The sequence below is a fragment of the Tardiphaga sp. vice154 genome (genome assembly GCF_007018645.1).
GTDB lineage: Bacteria > Pseudomonadota > Alphaproteobacteria > Rhizobiales > Xanthobacteraceae > Tardiphaga.
Map to the genome: position 1 here is coordinate 250,569 of NZ_CP041399.1, position 17,151 is coordinate 267,719.

Genomic DNA, 17,151 nt, shown 5'->3' on the forward strand with positions numbered 1-17,151 from the left:
GTCAGCTTCCTTCCTGATGGGTCACCGACCACGTCGTGAGATCGGTGGCGGAATCGGCGCAACCGAATTTCGCGCGCCAGCCGAATTCCTGTGCCAGCCGCGCCACCGACAGCGGCGCGCGGTCGGTGTCGCTGTGCAGATTAATGGTAGGCGTCTCGCCGTCGCTGGCAAGCCGGCAAATGAAGCCGGGATGCAGCGCCGCCTGCGCCTCGCCCCATTGCAGCGCCGACCATTCCCGGCCGCTGGAAATATTGTAGAGCGCATGCTGCAGCTTCGGCGCTTCGGCCAGCAGCGCCACCGCGTCGGCGACATCCGGCGCATAGACCCAGTCGCGCACGCCGGGGCGCGCCAGCAGCGCTTCGCGGCGTTGCTGCAGCGCGTCGAGAATCTGCACCTGTGGGCTCAGCGTATCGCGCACGCCGGTGGCGCGCTCCCACGGGCCGAACACGCCGCTGAGGCGGACGCTGATGAGGTCGAACGACCACAGCGCCGCGAGCCGTGCGGCGACGCGCTCGGAGGCGAATTTCGTGATGGCGTAGAGCGACACGGGATCGCAGGGCATGTCTTCGTCGAGCAGCGCGTGGCGAAAGGCGGTTGCGCCATAGGCGCCGGCCGACGAAAGGTTGATGACGCGCCGCACGCCGGCACGTCGCGCTGCCACGAGGATAGGCACCTGCGCCAGCAGGTTGACCTGCAGAATCGTCTCGGGGTCGGCCGCATCGCGTTCGGCGCTGGCGGTGATCGCCGCCCCCATCACGATCACATCGACGGCGGCGCCGATCGCCGCCTCCACCGCCGCGCGGTCGAGCACGTCGCCCTGCAGCACCCTCAGCCGATCGCCATGGACGGCAAAGGCGCGCTGCGCCGCCGGCGGCAGCCCGGCGCGGTCATACAGCGTGACGGCATGGCCGCGGGCGAGCATCGTGGCTGCGATATTGAGACCGACAAAGCCGGTGCCGCCGAAAACCAGAATGTGCATGAATCGATCCGAAAACCGCGGGAGGCGCAGGGCCCCTGTTTGGACCATCGACCGCAATCCCGCCAAGCACGTTTTGCGTGCGCGCATCGCCCAAGACGCAGGCAGCCGTCAAACCGGTTGGATTTGACAGGCGACGGAATTTTCGCGCTCCTTGGTGGATATTCCCCTTCACGGAGAAAGCCGGCATGGCCGCCTTCGACACCGTCATTCGCCACGGCACCATCGCCACCGCCAGCGACACCTACCAGGCGGATGTCGGCATCACCGACGGCCGCATCGTGGCGATCGGCGAGGCGCTCACCGATGCGGATGAGGTCGTCGATGCCAGCGGCCTGCTGGTGCTGTCCGGCGGCATCGACAGCCACGTCGACATTTCGCAGCCGTCGGGACCCGGCATCGTGATGGCCGACGATTTCGAAAGCGCGACGCGCGGCGGCATTCGGCGGCAACACTTTCGTGATGCCCTATTGCCTGCAGGCCAAGGGACAGCCCCTGCGCGAGGCGCTGAAGGACTATCACGCGCTGGCGGAGCAGAACTGCTACGTCGACCATTCCTTCCACCTCATCATCGCCGACCCCACCGAGGCCGTGCTCGGCCAGGAACTGCCGGCGCTGGTCGCGGATGGCTATACGTCGCTGAAAATCTTCATGACCTATGCCGATCTGGCGCTGTCCGACTATCAGATCCTCGACGTGCTCGCAGTGGCGCGCGAGACCGGCGCGCTGGTGCAGGTCCATGCGGAGAATGATGATGCGATCCGCTTTCTCGCCGACCGCCTGGAGCGCGCCGGCGATACCGGGCCGTATTTCCATGCGAAGTCGCGCCCCATCGCGGTGGAGCGCGAGGCCACCCACCGCGCGATCTCGTTGGCCGAACTGATCGACGTGCCGATCGTGGTGGTCCACGTCTCGAACCGCGAATCGATGGAAGAGATCTGCCGCGCGCAGCAACGCGGGCTGAAAATCGTCGGCGAGACCTGCCCGCAATATCTGGTGCTGACCGCCGAGGATTTGAAAGACCTCGGCATGGAAGGCGCCAAATATGTCTGCTCGCCGCCGCCGCGCGATCTGGCCTCGCAGCAGGCGTGGTGGGAGGGGCTGCAGCAGGGCGTGTTCACGCTGTTCTCGTCGGACCACTGCCCGTTCCGCTACGACGACATCCAGGGCAAGCAGCCGCCGAACGCGCGCAGCAGCTTCCGCTGGATCCCGAACGGCATTCCCGGCATCGAGACGCGGCTGCCGATCCTGTTCTCGGAGGGCGTCAGCCGTGGCCGCATTACGCTGAACCAGTTCGTGGCGCTGACTTCGACCAACCATGCCAGGACCTATGGCCTCGCCGGCAAGGGCTCGATCGCGATCGGCTATGACGCCGACATCGCGCTGTGGGATCCGGCGCGCAAGGCGACTTTGTCGCAAGCCGGCCTGCACCACGGCGCGGACTACACGCCCTATGAGGGCATCGAGATCACCGGCTGGCCGGTCGCCACGCTACTGTGCGGCCGCTTCATCGTCCGCGACGGCGCGCTCGTGGGCGGCACGTCGGGACGTTATGTCAGCCGCGGCAGCGCAGGGGCACCGCAAAACGGTGTGTCGTAGCAGAGGATGATGGGATGATGCGGGGCGGTCGCCTGGCAAGAGGCCTCGCGGGGAAGTACCGCAGATGGCAGGCCGAACCGGGCCCTGACCTTGCTTATTTACTTTCAAACCAATGGTTTGAAATGGGTGTGGTGCCCAGGAAAGGACTCGAACCTTCACAGCCGTTAAGCTACTGGCACCTGAAGCCAGCGCGTCTACCAATTCCGCCACCTGGGCATGCCCGAGAGCATGGAGCCGGTTAGTAGGGACCCTGAACGCGCTTGTCAAATCGCTTGTCGGGCGGCAAATCCGCTGTACAGGCAGGCGGGGTTGGCGTATCGCGAAACAGCCTGCTGGCGCCGGGTTTCGGCCGCCTTCCGGGCGGCGATTCGGTTGTTGAAAACGGATTAAGGATACGATCATGGCAGCGCCCATCGACACCCTCGTTACGGTTTTCGGCGGCTCCGGCTTCCTCGGCCGCCACGTCGTGCGCGCGCTGGTGAAGCGCGATTACCGGATCCGGGTCGCGGTACGCCGGCCGGAGATGGCCGGCCACCTGCAGCCGATCGGCCGGGTCGGCCAGATCCACGCCGTGCAGGCCAATCTGCGCTTTCCGGCCTCGATCAAGGCCGCGATGCGCGACGCCTCGGTCGTCGTCAACCTGGTCGGCGTGCTTACCGAGGGCGGCAAGCAGACCTTCGATGCCGTGCAGGCCAAGGGCGCCGAAGCGATCGCCCAGGCCGCCGCCGAGATCGGCGCGCGCATGGTGCATGTCTCGGCGATCGGCGCCGACGCCGATTCCGAGGCCGGCTATGCCCGCGCCAAGGCTAAGGGCGAAGCGGCCGTGCTGGCCGCGGTGCCCTCGGCCGTGATTTTGCGCCCGTCGGTCGTGTTCGGCCCCGAGGACCAGTTCACCAACCGATTCGCCGGCCTTGCCCGGATGATGCCAATCGTGCCGGTGTTCGGCGCCGATACCCGGATGCAGCCGGTCTATGTCGGCGATGTCGCCACCGCGGTGGCAGATGCCGTCGACGGCAAGGCGCAGGCCGGCGCCACCTATGAGCTCGGCGGGCCGGAAGTGCTGACGATGCGGCAGATCATCGAGATAATTCTGGCGACCATCGAGCGCAAGCGCGTGCTCGTGCCGGTGCCGTTCGGCCTTGCCAAGCTGCAGGCGATGGCGCTGCAATTCGCGCCGGGCGCGCTGAAGCTGACGCCGGACCAGGTCACTATGCTACGGTCGGACAATGTGGTGTCGGAAGCCGCCAAAGCGGCCGGGCTGACGCTGGAAGGCTTGGGCATCACGCCCGATTCGCTGGAAGCGATCGCCCCGCAATATCTGTGGCGCTACCGCGCGACCGGCCAGTTCGCCCATAACGGCACGAATTAACACCGGCCTCTCCGAATGTCGTCCCCGCGAACGCGGGGACCCATATACGCTGTCGTGCTGGTTAAACGCTGCGGCTGACGTCCGAGTCTATTCTTTCGCTACCGTGGTTATGGGTCCCCGCTTTCGCGGGGGACGACACGGAGTTTGTGGCGGGATCAATACCCCAGCGCCAGCGCGATCAGGCCGAGCGTGCCGACGATGACGCGCCACCAGGCGAACAGCGTGAAGCCGTGGCGGGTGACGTAGCCGAGGAAGCTCTTCACCACGATGATCGCGGTGACGAACGACACCACGAAGCCGATCGCGATGATGACGCCGTGATCCATCGAGAGATCGCCGCGGCTCTTGTAGAGATCATAGACGAAGGCGCCGGCCATGGTCGGGATCGCCAGGAAAAACGAGAACTCCGCCGCCGCGCGCTTCTCGGCGCCGAGCAGCATCGCGCCGACGATGGTGGCGCCGGAGCGCGACACGCCGGGGATCATCGCGACGCACTGCGCAAAGCCGATCTTCAGATACATCGGCAGCGGAAAGGTGGTGGCGTCGTCGTGGACCGGCGCAAGATCGAGCTGGTCGATCCACAGCAGGATCGCGCCGCCGACGATCAGCGAGAAACACACCACCCACGGATTGAACAGATAGCTCTTGATGTAGCCGCCCATCAAAGCGCCGATGATGGCGGCCGGCAGAAACGCCACCAGCACGCCGATCACGAAGCGGCGGGCCTCCATATTGCCGCGGAACAGGCCCTGCGCGATATGCCACAACTTGCCGAAATACAGCGCCAGAATGGCCAGGATCGCACCGAGCTGGATCAGCACGGCGAAACTCTTCCAGAAACTGTCCTCGCCGAGATCGAAGAACCGCTCGGCCAGCAGCAGATGGCCGGTGGAAGACACCGGAAGGAACTCGGTGACACCCTCGACAATGCCGAGAATCACCGCCCTGATCGCATCAGACATCATGCTGTTGGTCCGTTCTGCTGGTCCCCGGCCTCAAAAAGCCGGGTTCTTCTCGCCTATATCCCGCACCGCCGCAATCGCAAAAAGCCGGCCATCGCGGGTTGCCTCGCTAGCGCGCTTCGCTAGGTTGGCGCGCGCCGGCGGGCTGCCATGCATTGCTCAAAACGAGACGTTTTGTTAACGACCGCATAACTATCAAGGCCCTCATGTACACCCTTTACCACCACTCGTTCTGTCCGCAGTCGCGCTTCATCCGCCTTGTCCTCGGCGAGTACGGCCTTGACGTGAAGCTGGTGGAAGAACGCGCCTGGGACCGGCGCGAGGCGTTTCTGGCGCTCAATCCGGCTGGAACCACGCCGGTCCTGCTGACCGACGGCTTTCCGCCGATTCCGAACGCCGGCATCATCGCCGAATATCTCGACGAGACCCATGGGCCTGCGATGGCCGATCGCCGGCTGCTGCCGGTGGCGATGGAGGAGCGCATCGAGGTGCGCCGGCTGATGGCCTGGTTCAACGAAAAATTCTTCGAGGAGGCCTCCGGCCCGCTGGTCAACGAACGCATCTACAAGCGCTTCATGCCCGAGGAACTCGGCGGCGGCGCGCCGTCGATGGATGTGATTCGCGCAGCCACCGCCAATGTGCGCTATCATCTGGCCTATATTGGCTGGCTGGCGCGGACGCGCAATTTTCTCGCCGGCGACCGGTTGAGCTATGCGGATCTGGTCGCAGCGGCGCATCTGTCGGCGATCGACTATCTGGGCGATGTGCCATGGAGCGAGGACGACGCCGCAAAGGCCTGGTACGCGCGGGTGAAATCCCGCCCGTCGTTCCGTCCGCTGCTCAGCGAGTGGCTGGCCGGCGTGCCGGCGTCGCGGACCTATGTGGATCTGGATTTCTGATTCCGCTCGACGCATTGCCAGGTTGTTCGCGCCGTCGATCTCCTAACTCTCAGCCCGTCGTCCCCGCGAAAGCGGGGACCCATACACGCTGGCGTGCATGGATGACGCTGTGGCAGCGACCCTGCGTCACGACGATCCCGGAGGTTATGGGTCCCCGCTTTCGCGGGGACGACAAGCGGATGGGCTTGGCGTTCGGCAGCGATATAATTGCGCCTGCGGCGACGCGCGCGCCATGACGCCCGACCTGCGAGACGCCCTCACCCGCGAAGCCCTGTCACTCGGCTTCGACTCGATCGGCATCGCCGATCCCGATGCGATCGCCGGCGTGCGCGAAAGGCTCGAGGCGTTTCTCGCCGCCGGCGCGCATGGCCAGATGGCATGGCTAGCCGACAATCCCGGCCGCCGCGCCGATCCCAAGGTGATGTGGGCGGATGTGCGCTCGGTCATCATGTTCGGCGTCAATTACGGACCCGACGAAAACCCGCTGGCAATTCTGGCGCAGCGATCGAAGGCTGCGATCTCGGTCTACGCGCAGGGCGACGACTATCACGAAATCATCAAGAAGCGGCTGAAGCTCTTGGCCGGCTGGCTGATCGGCCAGGCCGGCGGCGACGTCAAAGTATTCGTCGATACCGCAGCGGTGATGGAGAAGCCGCTGGCACAGGCCGGCGGGCTTGGCTGGCAGGGCAAGCACACCAATCTCGTCTCGCGCGAATTCGGCTCCTGGCTGTTCCTCGGCGCGATCTTCACCACGCTGGAGCTGCCGCGCGACGACGCAGTGGTCGATCACTGCGGCTCGTGCCGCGCCTGCCTCGACGCTTGTCCTACGGCGGCGTTTCCCGCGCCGTACCAGTTAGACGCGCGGCGCTGCATCTCCTATCTCACCATCGAGCACAAAGGACCGATCCCGCGCGAATTCCGCCAGCCGATGGGCAATCGCATCTATGGCTGCGACGATTGCCTCGCCGCGTGCCCGTGGAACAAGTTTGCGCAACAAGGCCGCGAGATCAAACTCGCCGCGCGCGACGAACTCCGTGCGCCATCGCTGCATGCGTTGTCGAAGCTGGACGACGCGCAGTTTCGCGCGCTGTTCACCAAGTCGCCGGTGAAGCGAATCGGGCGCGACCGCTTCATCCGAAATGTGCTGATCGCGATCGGCAATTCGGGCGATGTCGCTTTGATGGATGATGCGAAGCGACTGCTCGGCGATGAGAGCCCCACCGTGCGCGGCGCGGCGGTGTGGGCGCTGTCGCAATTGATGGCGCCGGAGGCGTTTGGCGCGCTCGCGCAGCAGCATCTCGCAGCGGAGAGCGATGAAAATGTTCGTTCGGAATGGCCGGTGGACGTCAGCCCCGCCTGACGGAAACCCGGCAGGGCGAATAGGCAAACAGGCATCACATTCTATTACTAACATGATGGAATCATGGATTTTTAATTCTATAATCCGCGACCGCACCAACAAATATACCAACTGTTGCCAACCGTGGTGCAGTCTAGCCCATGACGCGGCTCGCCGGGCTCGACATCAGCGCGCTGGAAACCTTCCTGGCCAGCGCCAGGACGGCTGACTGCTCCTAACCGGGCAAAGGCATGACGATGTCCGGTGTTGGGGGTGTAGCAGACCTCACGGTTCCGGTCGCCGACTTCCGAGTTTGACCCCTAACGGACGTCGTGCCCAAATTCAGCATTGGGCCGGCATGCGCTTATGCCAGTTGAGAGATCACGTAACATCGCCCAGACACGCCGGCGGTCGATGTCGCCAGCGTTAAGCCGTAGCGGGAGGCGCTTCGGTTAGTGGACGAACTCGTTCTTCGCCATCATCAGGTGGTGCAACTGATGATGCGATCCCTGCACCATGATGCCCATGAAGCCAAGTGCCTTGAGCTTCGTGACCTGCTTGGCATCTTGGCTGATAACGGTGAGCTTCACCCCATTGGGTATGTTTTCTGTTTTTGCATTCCAGCCTAGCTGACTAAGTTCGTGCACATGCGCGGGGACCATTCGCTTGATAGCGTCAATGGTGCGGCCCTCTCCGGTCACGGCGATTTCAATTCCGTTGTCGAGGGCATGATCCACAGCCGTGGCGCGCATCGTGACCTCATCCATATCGATGAGGTGCTCGCGCAACGCTGAGATGTTAACTTTCGACCAGTCGGTCGCTGGATCCTCATCCAGGATGCGCACGACTTGTTGGATCGTGCCGAATGCCTCTTGGCCAGGAAGTGTTTGCTGACCGGCCGATTTGGTTCCCATCATACCATGCTGACCCATCCCGCCTTGCATGCCATGCATCGTGGGGCCACCCTGCTGCATCATCTGTTGATGCTGATCGGGACTACCCGAATTCATCTGCTCATGCATACGGGCATGGTTAGGCATTTGCGCTGCCGCATAAGCGGTCGCGGCAACGATCGCAATGCCGACTAAGCCGGCCTTAGATAACCAAGATGACATCGTCGACCTCATACTAAAAGCTTGCCCTAGTTGCTCGAATACGCCATTTGCGTTGGAATTGCATATGACCTTGATCATACGACGGTCATGCTGGCGGTCACATCAGCTTGATCTTTCCTTTGGATCTTTCGATCTCTCCGGCGGCCGCCAGGTCCGCGAGCGTTCGATAGAGCGTTTCATGTGTAAGGCCGAGTTCAGTGGCCAGGTCCTTGAGTGTGCCGGTCACCCTAATAGTACGTCCATCGGTGCCAGTATTGAGGGCCAAATAGTGCCGAACACGATCGTGGGCGGAGTTAATATTGCGCTGTTCAACGCGCGTGCGTAGGTTCATTACTTGGTGTGCCAGCATCGCCATAAAAGCTTGTGCGGCTTTTGGATCGCGCTCGAATTCGGCGAGCACGATTGTCTTGGGATACAAGCGAACGACGGCATCGGTCGTCGCAATCCCATCACAGTGATACGCCGACGCGAACAGCGAGGCCTCACCGAGTGTCTCGCCAGCAGCAGCGATCTGCAGCACAGCCTCGCGCCCCGCGCGATCCACACGCACGAGACAAACATTCCCGGTGATCACCTCATAGAAGCCTGCAGTTCGTTGACCCGTGCGAAACAGAACTTGTTTAGCCCGGAACGCGCGTTCGACCCCAGCAACCCGAATAGTTCGCGTGAGCCAGTCTGCCATATTCGCCAAAGGACCTTCTCAACCAGATAGATTACTGCAAAGAATACCGACGAACCTTATACCAAGATGCAGCGGATTTCTGGATTTGGCACATAACGGACGTTGCGCGATGTCAGACTTGAGTCCGCTATTCGCACGAAAGCGGACATCCCAGCGCTACTCCAAATTTGTAGGCTAACGCCCTGAGCCGACGATTTCTCAGATTGCCCGCAGGGGGACGATCGTGCCGCCCGCCTCCATCTCCCTGCATCTTTCTGCCCACCAGTCCATGATGCGGACCCGTTCATCCCAATAGTCGGCGCGAGCATAAGCGCGCCGCACACTATCGTTATCGACGTGAGCCAGCTGACGCTCGATGGCGTCTGCGTTCCACAAGCCGCATTTGTGAAGCCGAGTCTGCGCAAGGCGGCATTGATGGTGTTTTCGCTCATACAATGCTCGCGCGAGCGATTGGACGGGAAAACGAAGCGTCCATTCCCGGTGATGCCGTGAAGCTCACGCAGCAAGGTAACTGCTCGGGGGTGCCAGCGGAATGCGATGCGGCCGTCGCATCTTCATTTTTGCGGCCGGGATGGACCAGGTTGCGCCATCGAGATCGATTTCGCTCCATTCCGCTGCACGGACCTCACCGGGACGTGCAAAAGTCAGGGCCGACAGTTCTAGAGCGGCCTTCGTTTCTGGCGACCCCTCGTAGATAGCAATGGCCCTGAGCAAGCCACCGAAGGCTTTAGGTTCGATGATGGCCGCACGGTGCTGGACTACTGGCGACGCGATAGCTCCCCGAAGGGAGGCCGTCGGGTCCGTATCTCCTCGCCCGGTCGCGACGGCAAAGCGAAAGACCTGCCCGATGGTTGCCCGCAGCCGTTTGGCGGTTTCGAGTCGACCCCGAGCCTCTACCGTTTTCAGGACCCGTAGCACTTCAGGGGCGACGATCTCCGCAATAGGGCGCTCCCCAAGATCAGGGCGAGCAAGGTTCAGGAGCCATTCAACCTTGTCGAAGGTGCGCTCCGCCTTTCCTTCCGCGCGCTTCTTTTCGAGGAGTTCGTCGGCCAGCGAGTTGAAGGTATTGGCCGACGCCGTCGCTTTTGCGGCCCTGGCCAGCTTTCGGACCAGCGAGGGGTCTTGTCCCGAGCCAAGCAGGCGTCTGGCGTCATCGCGCGCGTCGCGCGCCTCTCGAAGGCTGGTCGTCGGGTATACGCCGATGGCGAGGGTCTTCTGCTTGCCGTTGTAACGGTAGGCGAGCCGCCATCGCACCGTCCGGCATTACCCAGAGCTGCAATCCGGCGCCGTCCGACAACTTTGCCCGTGTAGTACCCGGTTCAATTTTTCGGATTTCACGATCGGTCAGTGCCATGTTGGTACATCCCCCGCTGCATCGGATCGTTACCAACAGATACACCAACAAAAATCTTCAGATACCAACGCACCGCCTTGGACGGCGCTGGACACAAATATCACGTAACCTACTGATTTACAGTAGATTTTGGACTATATCGGCCTGATTTGGATGGCAAAATGGTGCCGCAAACAGGACTCGAACCTGTGACCCCGTCATTACGAATGACGTGCTCTACCAACTGAGCTATTGCGGCGAACCAAGCGGCGATTCGGCCTGTAGGCCGGAAACGCTGCCGCATCTGATATCGTTCGGGGCGGCGCTTTGCAAGAAGCGGCGCGCCGATCGGCGCGCAAAAGCGTCCGATCCCGTGTCGTGATCGGACGGCTCAGCCGCCGATGCGGCCAATAAAGCCGCGCCAGCCGCCGGCCTGCTGGCCGGCGTTGAGTTCGGCGAATTCGTCGCGCGGATTTTCCTCGTCCACCCCGGGATCATCGGGCGCGCGCACGATCGGGATCACCGCAGGGATTGGCGGACGGATCGGCGGCATGGCGGCGGGCGGCATGGTGGCGCCCGGCGGCTTGCCGGCGGCGTCGGGACGGGGACGAAAAAATAGCGGCGGGGCCGCGGGCGGCGGAGCGGGCGGGGCGGGCTCGACCGCAGGTTCCGGATCCGCTTCCGCCAGTTCCGGTTCCGGCTGAATCTCGATTTTGGGCTCCCGCTTTAGCTCCTGCCTGGGCTCCGGCGCCGTTTCGGTCGCGGGACGGGTCTGCGGGGAGGGCAACTCGGTTGCCACAGCAGCTTTCGGGGCCTCCGACGACGCCTGTTCGGGCCCGTCAGCCTCGGTGGCGGTAGCGGCAGCGGGGGGCGGCACCGCGCGCGGCGGCGGCGCCAGCACGGTTTCGCGCAAGATATCCGCTTCGATGGTCGACATCCGGTCCGACGGCAGCGCCGCCAGCGGCGTCTGCCACTGGAAGGCATCGATTCGGCCGGTCAGCGGCGACACCGGACGCCAGATGTCCGAGACATAGCCATCCGCGGTCCACACCGGATCGTGCCGGGCGCGCACCGCGCGGATCGTCCAGGCGCGGGACCGGCCGCTGTCGCCGTTTTCGGTGCGCTCGATTTCGGCCATCAGGATCGCGACGCGCTGCGTCGGGTCCTGCGTGAACGGCGCCAGCGTCTCGCGCGCTCGGCCGAATTCGGCGGCGTCGATCGCGGCGCGCGCAAGCGCCAGCGCGCTTTCGACATGGCCGGGGGCCTTGGCCGCCAGTGTCTCGATCCGCGCCAGCCGCTGGCGGGCGGCATCGCCCGGCTTGGCATGGGCATAGGCGTCCGCGAGATCCGGATGCGGCTGCGCGATCCAGGCAGCCTCGAGGATCTTGAGGGCGCGGCGGATCTGCTGCGCCTCGCTCTGAAACCGGGCGGCCAGTACCGCGGCCGGCACCAGGGTCGGCGCCAGCTTGACGGCCTCACTGATGCTCTCGCGGGCGAGGTCGCGGTCGACGGTTTCCAGCTCCTGCGCCCGCGCGGTCAGCAGCACGCCGCGCTGGCGACGGAACGCGGCGCGGTCGATCAGTCCGGAGGACAGGTTGTTGTCGAGGATCGCCAGCGCGCCGTTCCAGTCGCCCTGCGAACAGCGGAAGCCGAGCAGCGCCTGCGAGGCCCAGGTCGAGCCCGGCGCCAGCTTCAAGGCCTCCTCGGCGATCGCCACCGCGGCATGCGGATCGTCGCTGCGCTGCGCCTCGATGAACAGGCCGCGCAGGCCAAGCAGGCGAGTATCCTCGCGCTCGGCCATCGTCCGGAACGCACGGTTGGCGCCATGGTGGTCACCCTCGAGCTGCGCCGACTGCGCCTGCAGCAGCAGCGCCAGCGGATCGTTGGCGACGAGGCGCGCCGCCGCGTCGGCATGTTTGCGGGCCGCAGCACCGTCGCCATGGCCGATCGCCAGCAGGCCCCTTGTGATGGCCTGGCGGCCCCGCGCTTGGCGCTTGTCGCGGCGATTGCGGCGCAACCGCGCCGGCATCCGCCACATGCCGCGCAGCAGCGACCAGGCCAGCAATGCGGCGACGATGACGAGGCCAACGGCCAGCGCGAACACCGGCAGCGAGGTCACGGCGCGCCAGTGGCCCCACGACAGCACGACGTCGCCGCTCTGTTCGGCCACCCAGGCGGCACCGGCGCCGGCCAGCGCGATCAATACGAGAAACGAGATGAGACGCAGCATGGGTTTCCTATCGCGCCGGCTTGGACAGCGCCGCCATCGCGTCGGCGGCGAACTGACGGGAGGTGGCAAGGGCTAGGTCGCGGGCATCGACGCGGTCGATCCACGGCTGCACGGTGGCGCGATCTGCCGGCGGCAAGGTCATGAGTTCGCGCCTGGCCTCGGCGAGGTCGGTGCGACGCGCGGCGGCGGCGGCGCGCGACGCAATCGCCGCGCTGTCGGGGCCGGCGACGGCGTCGGTCCGCTCGATGCGGACCAGCCGGGCGGCGCCGGCCTGCAGGCGATCGACGATGCTGCCGGTCGACACCGGCTCGGCCGCGGGGACCAGCTTCGGCAGCAACGCCAGCAGCTCACGGCCAAGTGCGGCGGCATTCGGCACGCCGGTGGCGGCAAAGCCGTCGAGCGGTTTCAGCGCCGCGGCATCATCGGCCAGCGGTTTTGCTGCAGCAAGGGCCGCAGCATAAGGCTCGCTTTGCCGCACGGTGCTGTCGAGCAGCGAGGCGGCGACGACGCGACGCAGCGGCCGGTCGTCGGCCGGCTTGGCGCTTTGCTCGACGATTTCGGTTTTCAGGGCGCCGGCGGCGCGCTCGACCGCGCCGAGCCGGGCAGTGATCGGCGAAAGGTCGACTGCCGGCCCGGCCGCTGCGGATTTCAGCTCGGAAACCGCGGCGACGGCGACGGCGGTCTGGGATTTCGCCGCGGCGAGGTCACTGCGCAGCGCGGCCAGCGATTTTTCCAGAGTGTCGAGCCGGGCGGCCTGCGCCGAGTCCGGCGCGGTACCCGCATTGGCCGGTGCGGCCGGACGAGCCTCGATCCGGGCAACGCGCGCGGCCAGGGCATCGAGCGCGGAATTGTCCTGCGGTTCCGGCGCCGGCGCACCGGGCCAGCCGGCCAGCCAGGCACCGCCAAGCAGCAAAGCCGCCGTCAGCGCGCCGGTCGCAGCGGGCAGCACCACCGAGGGGCGCTTCGCAGACGGCAGCGCTGTCTCCTCCGGGGAGACCGGATCGGCGATCGATTCGGCGGCGGTTTCCTCCGGCAGCTCGGGAGCCATCTTCGGCTCGTCGGCCGATTCGGAAACCGTCGGCCCGGAGGTCGCGCTGGTCACCTCGGAGGCCGGCAACTCGATGGTCGATGGCGCGCGGCGCGGCCGGTTCGGGTCCAGCGGTCCAGTCGGTTCGGGCCTGTCATCGACCATGGCGCGGGTTCCTCTTGGCAGGGGCGAACCCGGTCAGGTTCGCCATCTTCTCTTAGCGCGATAAAAGCGCGATGGCACGGTCCAGCGCCGCGAACAGGGCATTTTCATCCGGCGTGGCCGCCAGCAGCACCTGGGTGGCGCCGGCATCGCGCACGATCGATGCCACGGAATCGGACAGGCAGATATGAGGTACCGCAAGTGCCGAAATTTCGACGCCGGCGGCGCGCGACGCGGCGAAGAACGCGCGCGCACTGCGCCTTGAATAGTGCAGCACGGCCTGGATGGTTCCCGCGGCAAAGCCGTCGGATACCGCGGCGGGCAGCTCGGTCACCGGCGCCATCCGGTAGGCGGTGTGGGTAACGACGCTGAAGCCGCGTTGCCCGAGTTCACTGGCGAGATCGCGGGCCAGATCGGCGCCGGCGAGATACAAAAGCGTGGCAGAATTCTTCAGTAGCTTCGCCTTGACCTGCGCAACCACGAGGTCGCGCAGCGCATGGGCGTCGCCATCGGCGGAGATCACGTTCGTGAAGCCGATGTCCCGCGCCGCCTCGGCGGTTCGCTCGCCGACCGCAAACAGCGGCAGCTCAAGCAGGGCAGCCTTGATCGGCTGGTCCTCTATCGCGCGCAGCGCATTGGCGGAGGTGACGATCACCGCGCCGTAATGCGGCTGCGCGTCGTCGGCATGGTCGTCCTGCACGATCACCTTCTCGAAGCGCAGCATCGGCGCCGGCAAGACGTCGAGCCCGCGGGCCCGCAACGCGCTTGCGGTGCGATCATTGTCGGGCTGCGGGCGGGTGACGAGAATGGCCATGCGGCGACGCTTTCCGATCGATCGGCGGAAGAGGTGAAGGAGCTTCGGAGATTGCACCGTGCAACCCCGCAATGCTACGCCGGGGCAGCAAAAGCCCGCTCGGGCGGATTGTGCAAGGATTGAATTTTGACGGGTAGGCCGATGCGCGTGCTGGGAATCGAGACGACCTGCGACGAGACCGCCGCGGCCGTGATCGAACGCCGCCCGGACGGTTCCGGCCGCATCCTGTCCAACATCGTGCATTCGCAGATCGCCGACCACGCGCCCTATGGCGGCGTGGTGCCGGAGATCGCGGCGCGCGCCCATATCGACCTGCTCGACGGTATCGTGCGCCGCGCGATGACCGAGGCCGATACCGGCTTCATCGATCTTTCCGCGGTCGCCGCCGCCGCCGGTCCCGGCCTGATCGGCGGCGTGATCGTCGGCCTCACCACGGCGAAGGCGATCGCGATGGTGCATGACACGCCGCTGATCGCGGTGAACCATCTGGAGGCGCATGCGCTGACGCCGCGGCTGACCGACGCGCTGTCGTTTCCCTATTGCCTGTTCCTGGCCTCCGGCGGCCACACCCAGATCGTCGCGGTGCTCGGCGTCGGCGATTATGTACGGCTCGGCACCACTGTCGATGACGCGATGGGCGAGGCCTTCGACAAGGTGGCAAAAATGCTCAGCCTGCCCTATCCCGGCGGGCCGCAGGTCGAGCACGCCGCCGCTTCCGGCGATGCCAAACGCTTTGCGTTTCCGCGGCCGATGCTGGGTCGCCCCGACGCCAATTTTTCGCTGTCCGGCCTCAAGACCGCGGTGCGCAACGAGGCCGGCCGCATCGCGCCGCTTGAGCCGCAGGACATCAACGATCTCTGCGCCAGCTTCCAGGCCGCCGTGCTGGATGCTACCGCCGACCGGCTCAGCGTCGGGCTGCGCCTGTTCAAGGAACGTTTCGGCGAGCCGACGGCGCTGGTGGCGGCCGGCGGCGTCGCCTCCAACAAGGCGATCCGCGGCGCGCTGCTGGAAGTGGCGGCCAAGGCCGGCACCATCCTGATCATGCCGCCGCCGGAATTGTGCACCGACAACGGCGCGATGATCGCCTGGGCCGGCGCCGAACGCCTGGCGCTGGGCCTCACCGACACGATGGAAGCTGCGCCGCGCGCCCGCTGGCTGCTCGATGCCGATGCGGTCGCGCCGGCCGGTTACGGCAAAACCCGCGCAGCGTATTGAGGATAGCGCGATGGTGAACTTCAGTTCAGTCGCGGTGATCGGCGCCGGGGCCTATGGCACGGCGCTAGCCGACGTTGCCGCGCGCGCCGGGCGTGAGGTCGTGCTCTATGCGCGCTCGACCGCCGCCGCCGAGCAAATGCAGATCACGCGCGAAAGCCCGCGGCTGCCGGGCGTGGCGATCGATGCCTCGGTTTTTGTGACGGCCGATCTCGCGCTGACCGCGCGTGCGGATGTCATTCTGCTCGCCGTACCGTCGCAGCAATTGCGCGACGCGCTGACGGCCCTGACGCCGCTGCTCTCCGACGGCAAGCCCGTGGTCGCCTGCGCCAAGGGCATCGAGCGCGGCACGCGGCTGTTCATGACCGAGGTGATCGCAGCGGTGGCGCCGAACGCCGTCCCGGCGATCCTGTCGGGACCGAATTTCGCCGACGACGTCGCGCGGGGATTGCCGACGGCCGTGACGCTGGCCTGCGCCGATGAGACCATGGCGATCGATCTCGTGAAGGCGCTGGGCTCGGCGACCTTCCGGCCCTACCACTCCACCGACGTGCGCGGCGTCGAGATCGGCGGTGCTGCAAAAAACGTGCTGGCGATCGCCGCCGGTATCGTCGCCGGCCGCAAGCTCGGCGCCTCCGCACTCGCGGCGCTGACGACGCGCGGCTTCAGCGAATTGCTGCGGCTCGGCCGCGCCTGCGGCGCGCGAAGCGAGACGCTGTCGGGCCTGTCCGGGCTTGGAGATCTGATCCTGAGCTGCTCCAGCGCGCAGTCGCGCAATTTTTCTCTCGGCGCCGCACTCGGCCGTGGCGAGCAACCCGCGCGCGACAGGCTCGCCGAGGGCGAATTCACCGCGCCGGTTCTGGTTGAACTGGCAGCTTCCAGACACATCGATATGCCGGTCGCCAATGCCGTTGCCGCGATTCTCAGCGGCGCGGCCACCATCGACCAGGCGATCGAGGGCCTGCTGACGCGGCCGTTCAAGGCAGAGGGATACTAATGGCGCACTGGCTGGTTAAATCGGAGCCCTCGACATGGTCGTGGGACCAACAGGTCGCCAAAGGCGCGAAGGGCGAAGCCTGGACGGGCGTGCGCAACCACACCGCCAAGCAATACATGATGAAGATGAAGAAGGGCGACCGCGCCTTCTTCTATCATTCCAACGAGGGCAAGGAGATCGTCGGCATCGCCGAGATCATCAAGGAGCATTACCCGGACCCGACCGATGAATCCTCGAAATTCGTCTGCGTCGATATCAAGGCCGACAAGCCGCTGAAGACGCCGGTGACATTGGCTGCGATCAAGGCCGATGAGCGTTTCGCAGAAATGGCGCTGCTAAAATATTCGCGGCTGTCGGTGCAGCCGGTAACGGATGCCGAATGGAAGATGATCTGCAAGCTGGGCGGACTGTGAGCGCGCGCGCGCAGACGCTTCT

General features: G+C 65.4%; 14 protein-coding genes, 2 tRNA genes and 1 pseudogene. 7 read left to right on the plus strand and 10 right to left on the minus strand.

Annotated features, from left to right (window positions below):
* Position 1 precedes the first annotated feature (1 nt).
* Positions 2–979, minus strand: coding sequence for an NAD-dependent epimerase/dehydratase family protein (locus tag FIU28_RS01090; protein ID WP_143571269.1), 978 nt, complete (start codon positions 977–979; stop codon positions 2–4).
* A 185-nt stretch (positions 980–1,164) separates the two neighbouring features.
* Here FIU28_RS01090 and hydA point away from each other — a divergent pair.
* A pseudogene (hydA, locus tag FIU28_RS01095) lies at positions 1,165–2,575 on the plus strand (dihydropyrimidinase).
* A 129-nt stretch (positions 2,576–2,704) separates the two neighbouring features.
* On the opposite strand, the gene FIU28_RS01100 reads toward hydA, so the two are convergent.
* Positions 2,705–2,791 (minus strand) — tRNA-Leu (locus FIU28_RS01100).
* Between the two features lie 184 nt (positions 2,792–2,975).
* Between FIU28_RS01100 and FIU28_RS01105 the strand changes: the two genes are divergently transcribed.
* Positions 2,976–3,944 carry a complex I NDUFA9 subunit family protein gene (locus tag FIU28_RS01105; protein ID WP_143571270.1) on the plus strand — a complete coding sequence of 323 codons (969 nt, stop codon included), beginning with the start codon at positions 2,976–2,978 and terminating at the stop codon, positions 3,942–3,944.
* Between the two features lie 155 nt (positions 3,945–4,099).
* Here FIU28_RS01105 and FIU28_RS01110 read toward each other — a convergent pair whose 3' ends face one another.
* Entirely contained in the window at positions 4,100–4,909 is an 810-nt protein-coding gene (locus FIU28_RS01110; protein WP_168202833.1) for an undecaprenyl-diphosphate phosphatase, read from the minus strand.
* Between the two features lie 203 nt (positions 4,910–5,112).
* Here FIU28_RS01110 and FIU28_RS01115 point away from each other — a divergent pair, with 203 nt between their 5' ends.
* Both FIU28_RS01115 and queG read left to right on the plus strand, forming a co-directional pair.
* Entirely contained in the window at positions 5,113–5,805 is a 693-nt protein-coding gene (locus FIU28_RS01115) for a glutathione S-transferase family protein (RefSeq protein WP_143571271.1), read from the plus strand.
* 232 nt (positions 5,806–6,037) lie between these two features.
* Positions 6,038–7,165: a tRNA epoxyqueuosine(34) reductase QueG gene (gene queG, locus FIU28_RS01120; protein ID WP_143571272.1), complete on the plus strand. Its 1,128-nt coding sequence runs from the start codon at positions 6,038–6,040 to the stop codon at positions 7,163–7,165.
* Between the two features lie 431 nt (positions 7,166–7,596).
* On the opposite strand, the gene FIU28_RS01125 is transcribed toward queG, so the two are convergent.
* From FIU28_RS01125 to FIU28_RS01155, 7 genes are all read right to left on the minus strand, one after another.
* Positions 7,597–8,337: a hypothetical protein gene (locus tag FIU28_RS01125; RefSeq protein WP_143571273.1), complete on the minus strand. Its 741-nt coding sequence runs from the start codon at positions 8,335–8,337 to the stop codon at positions 7,597–7,599.
* Between the two features lie 19 nt (positions 8,338–8,356).
* Positions 8,357–8,941 carry a Crp/Fnr family transcriptional regulator gene (locus tag FIU28_RS01130; RefSeq protein WP_143571274.1) on the minus strand — a complete coding sequence of 195 codons (585 nt, stop codon included), beginning with the start codon at positions 8,939–8,941 and terminating at the stop codon, positions 8,357–8,359.
* A gap of 495 nt (positions 8,942–9,436) precedes the next feature.
* Positions 9,437–10,195: a tyrosine-type recombinase/integrase gene (locus tag FIU28_RS01135; protein WP_368039327.1), complete on the minus strand. Its 759-nt coding sequence runs from the start codon at positions 10,193–10,195 to the stop codon at positions 9,437–9,439.
* A 262-nt stretch (positions 10,196–10,457) separates the two neighbouring features.
* Positions 10,458–10,533, minus strand: a tRNA-Thr gene (locus FIU28_RS01140).
* A gap of 132 nt (positions 10,534–10,665) precedes the next feature.
* On the minus strand, positions 10,666–12,504 hold the full coding sequence (locus FIU28_RS01145; RefSeq protein ID WP_143571275.1) for a heme biosynthesis HemY N-terminal domain-containing protein: 1,839 nt from the start codon (positions 12,502–12,504) through the stop codon (positions 10,666–10,668).
* 7 nt (positions 12,505–12,511) lie between these two features.
* Entirely contained in the window at positions 12,512–13,696 is a 1,185-nt protein-coding gene (locus FIU28_RS01150) for a hypothetical protein (RefSeq protein ID WP_143571276.1), read from the minus strand.
* A gap of 52 nt (positions 13,697–13,748) precedes the next feature.
* Complete coding sequence (locus FIU28_RS01155; RefSeq protein WP_143571277.1) at positions 13,749–14,507, minus strand: uroporphyrinogen-III synthase; 759 nt, start codon at positions 14,505–14,507, stop codon at positions 13,749–13,751.
* A gap of 141 nt (positions 14,508–14,648) precedes the next feature.
* Between FIU28_RS01155 and tsaD the strand changes: the two genes are divergently transcribed.
* The 3 genes from tsaD to FIU28_RS01170 are packed head-to-tail and all read left to right on the plus strand — an operon-like array spanning position 14,649 to position 17,129.
* The gene (gene tsaD / locus FIU28_RS01160; protein ID WP_143575976.1) at positions 14,649–15,722 is read left to right on the plus strand and encodes a tRNA (adenosine(37)-N6)-threonylcarbamoyltransferase complex transferase subunit TsaD; all 1,074 of its coding nucleotides are present in this window, start codon (positions 14,649–14,651) and stop codon (positions 15,720–15,722) included.
* A 10-nt stretch (positions 15,723–15,732) separates the two neighbouring features.
* Complete coding sequence (locus tag FIU28_RS01165) at positions 15,733–16,716, plus strand: NAD(P)H-dependent glycerol-3-phosphate dehydrogenase (RefSeq protein ID WP_143571278.1); 984 nt, start codon at positions 15,733–15,735, stop codon at positions 16,714–16,716.
* Positions 16,716–17,129, plus strand: a complete 414-nt coding sequence (locus FIU28_RS01170) for an EVE domain-containing protein (RefSeq protein WP_143571279.1) — start codon at positions 16,716–16,718, stop codon at positions 17,127–17,129. Before FIU28_RS01165 ends, FIU28_RS01170 begins: the two co-directional genes overlap by 1 nt.
* The last annotated feature ends 22 nt before the right edge of the window (positions 17,130–17,151 follow it).

Coding starts and splice junctions, on each gene's coding strand:
- queG (WP_143571272.1), top strand. CDS start 6,038: ATGACGCCCGACCTGCGAGACGCCCTCACCCGCGAAGCCCTGTCACTC.
- FIU28_RS01090 (WP_143571269.1), bottom strand. CDS start 979: ATGCACATTCTGGTTTTCGGCGGCACCGGCTTTGTCGGTCTCAATATC.
- FIU28_RS01115 (WP_143571271.1), top strand. CDS start 5,113: ATGTACACCCTTTACCACCACTCGTTCTGTCCGCAGTCGCGCTTCATC.
- FIU28_RS01105 (WP_143571270.1), top strand. CDS start 2,976: ATGGCAGCGCCCATCGACACCCTCGTTACGGTTTTCGGCGGCTCCGGC.
- FIU28_RS01165 (WP_143571278.1), top strand. CDS start 15,733: ATGGTGAACTTCAGTTCAGTCGCGGTGATCGGCGCCGGGGCCTATGGC.
- FIU28_RS01150 (WP_143571276.1), bottom strand. CDS start 13,696: ATGGTCGATGACAGGCCCGAACCGACTGGACCGCTGGACCCGAACCGG.
- FIU28_RS01130 (WP_143571274.1), bottom strand. CDS start 8,941: ATGGCAGACTGGCTCACGCGAACTATTCGGGTTGCTGGGGTCGAACGC.
- FIU28_RS01145 (WP_143571275.1), bottom strand. CDS start 12,504: ATGCTGCGTCTCATCTCGTTTCTCGTATTGATCGCGCTGGCCGGCGCC.
- FIU28_RS01110 (WP_168202833.1), bottom strand. CDS start 4,909: ATGATGTCTGATGCGATCAGGGCGGTGATTCTCGGCATTGTCGAGGGT.
- FIU28_RS01155 (WP_143571277.1), bottom strand. CDS start 14,507: ATGGCCATTCTCGTCACCCGCCCGCAGCCCGACAATGATCGCACCGCA.
- FIU28_RS01170 (WP_143571279.1), top strand. CDS start 16,716: ATGGCGCACTGGCTGGTTAAATCGGAGCCCTCGACATGGTCGTGGGAC.
- tsaD (WP_143575976.1), top strand. CDS start 14,649: ATGCGCGTGCTGGGAATCGAGACGACCTGCGACGAGACCGCCGCGGCC.
- FIU28_RS01125 (WP_143571273.1), bottom strand. CDS start 8,337: ATGATCAAGGTCATATGCAATTCCAACGCAAATGGCGTATTCGAGCAA.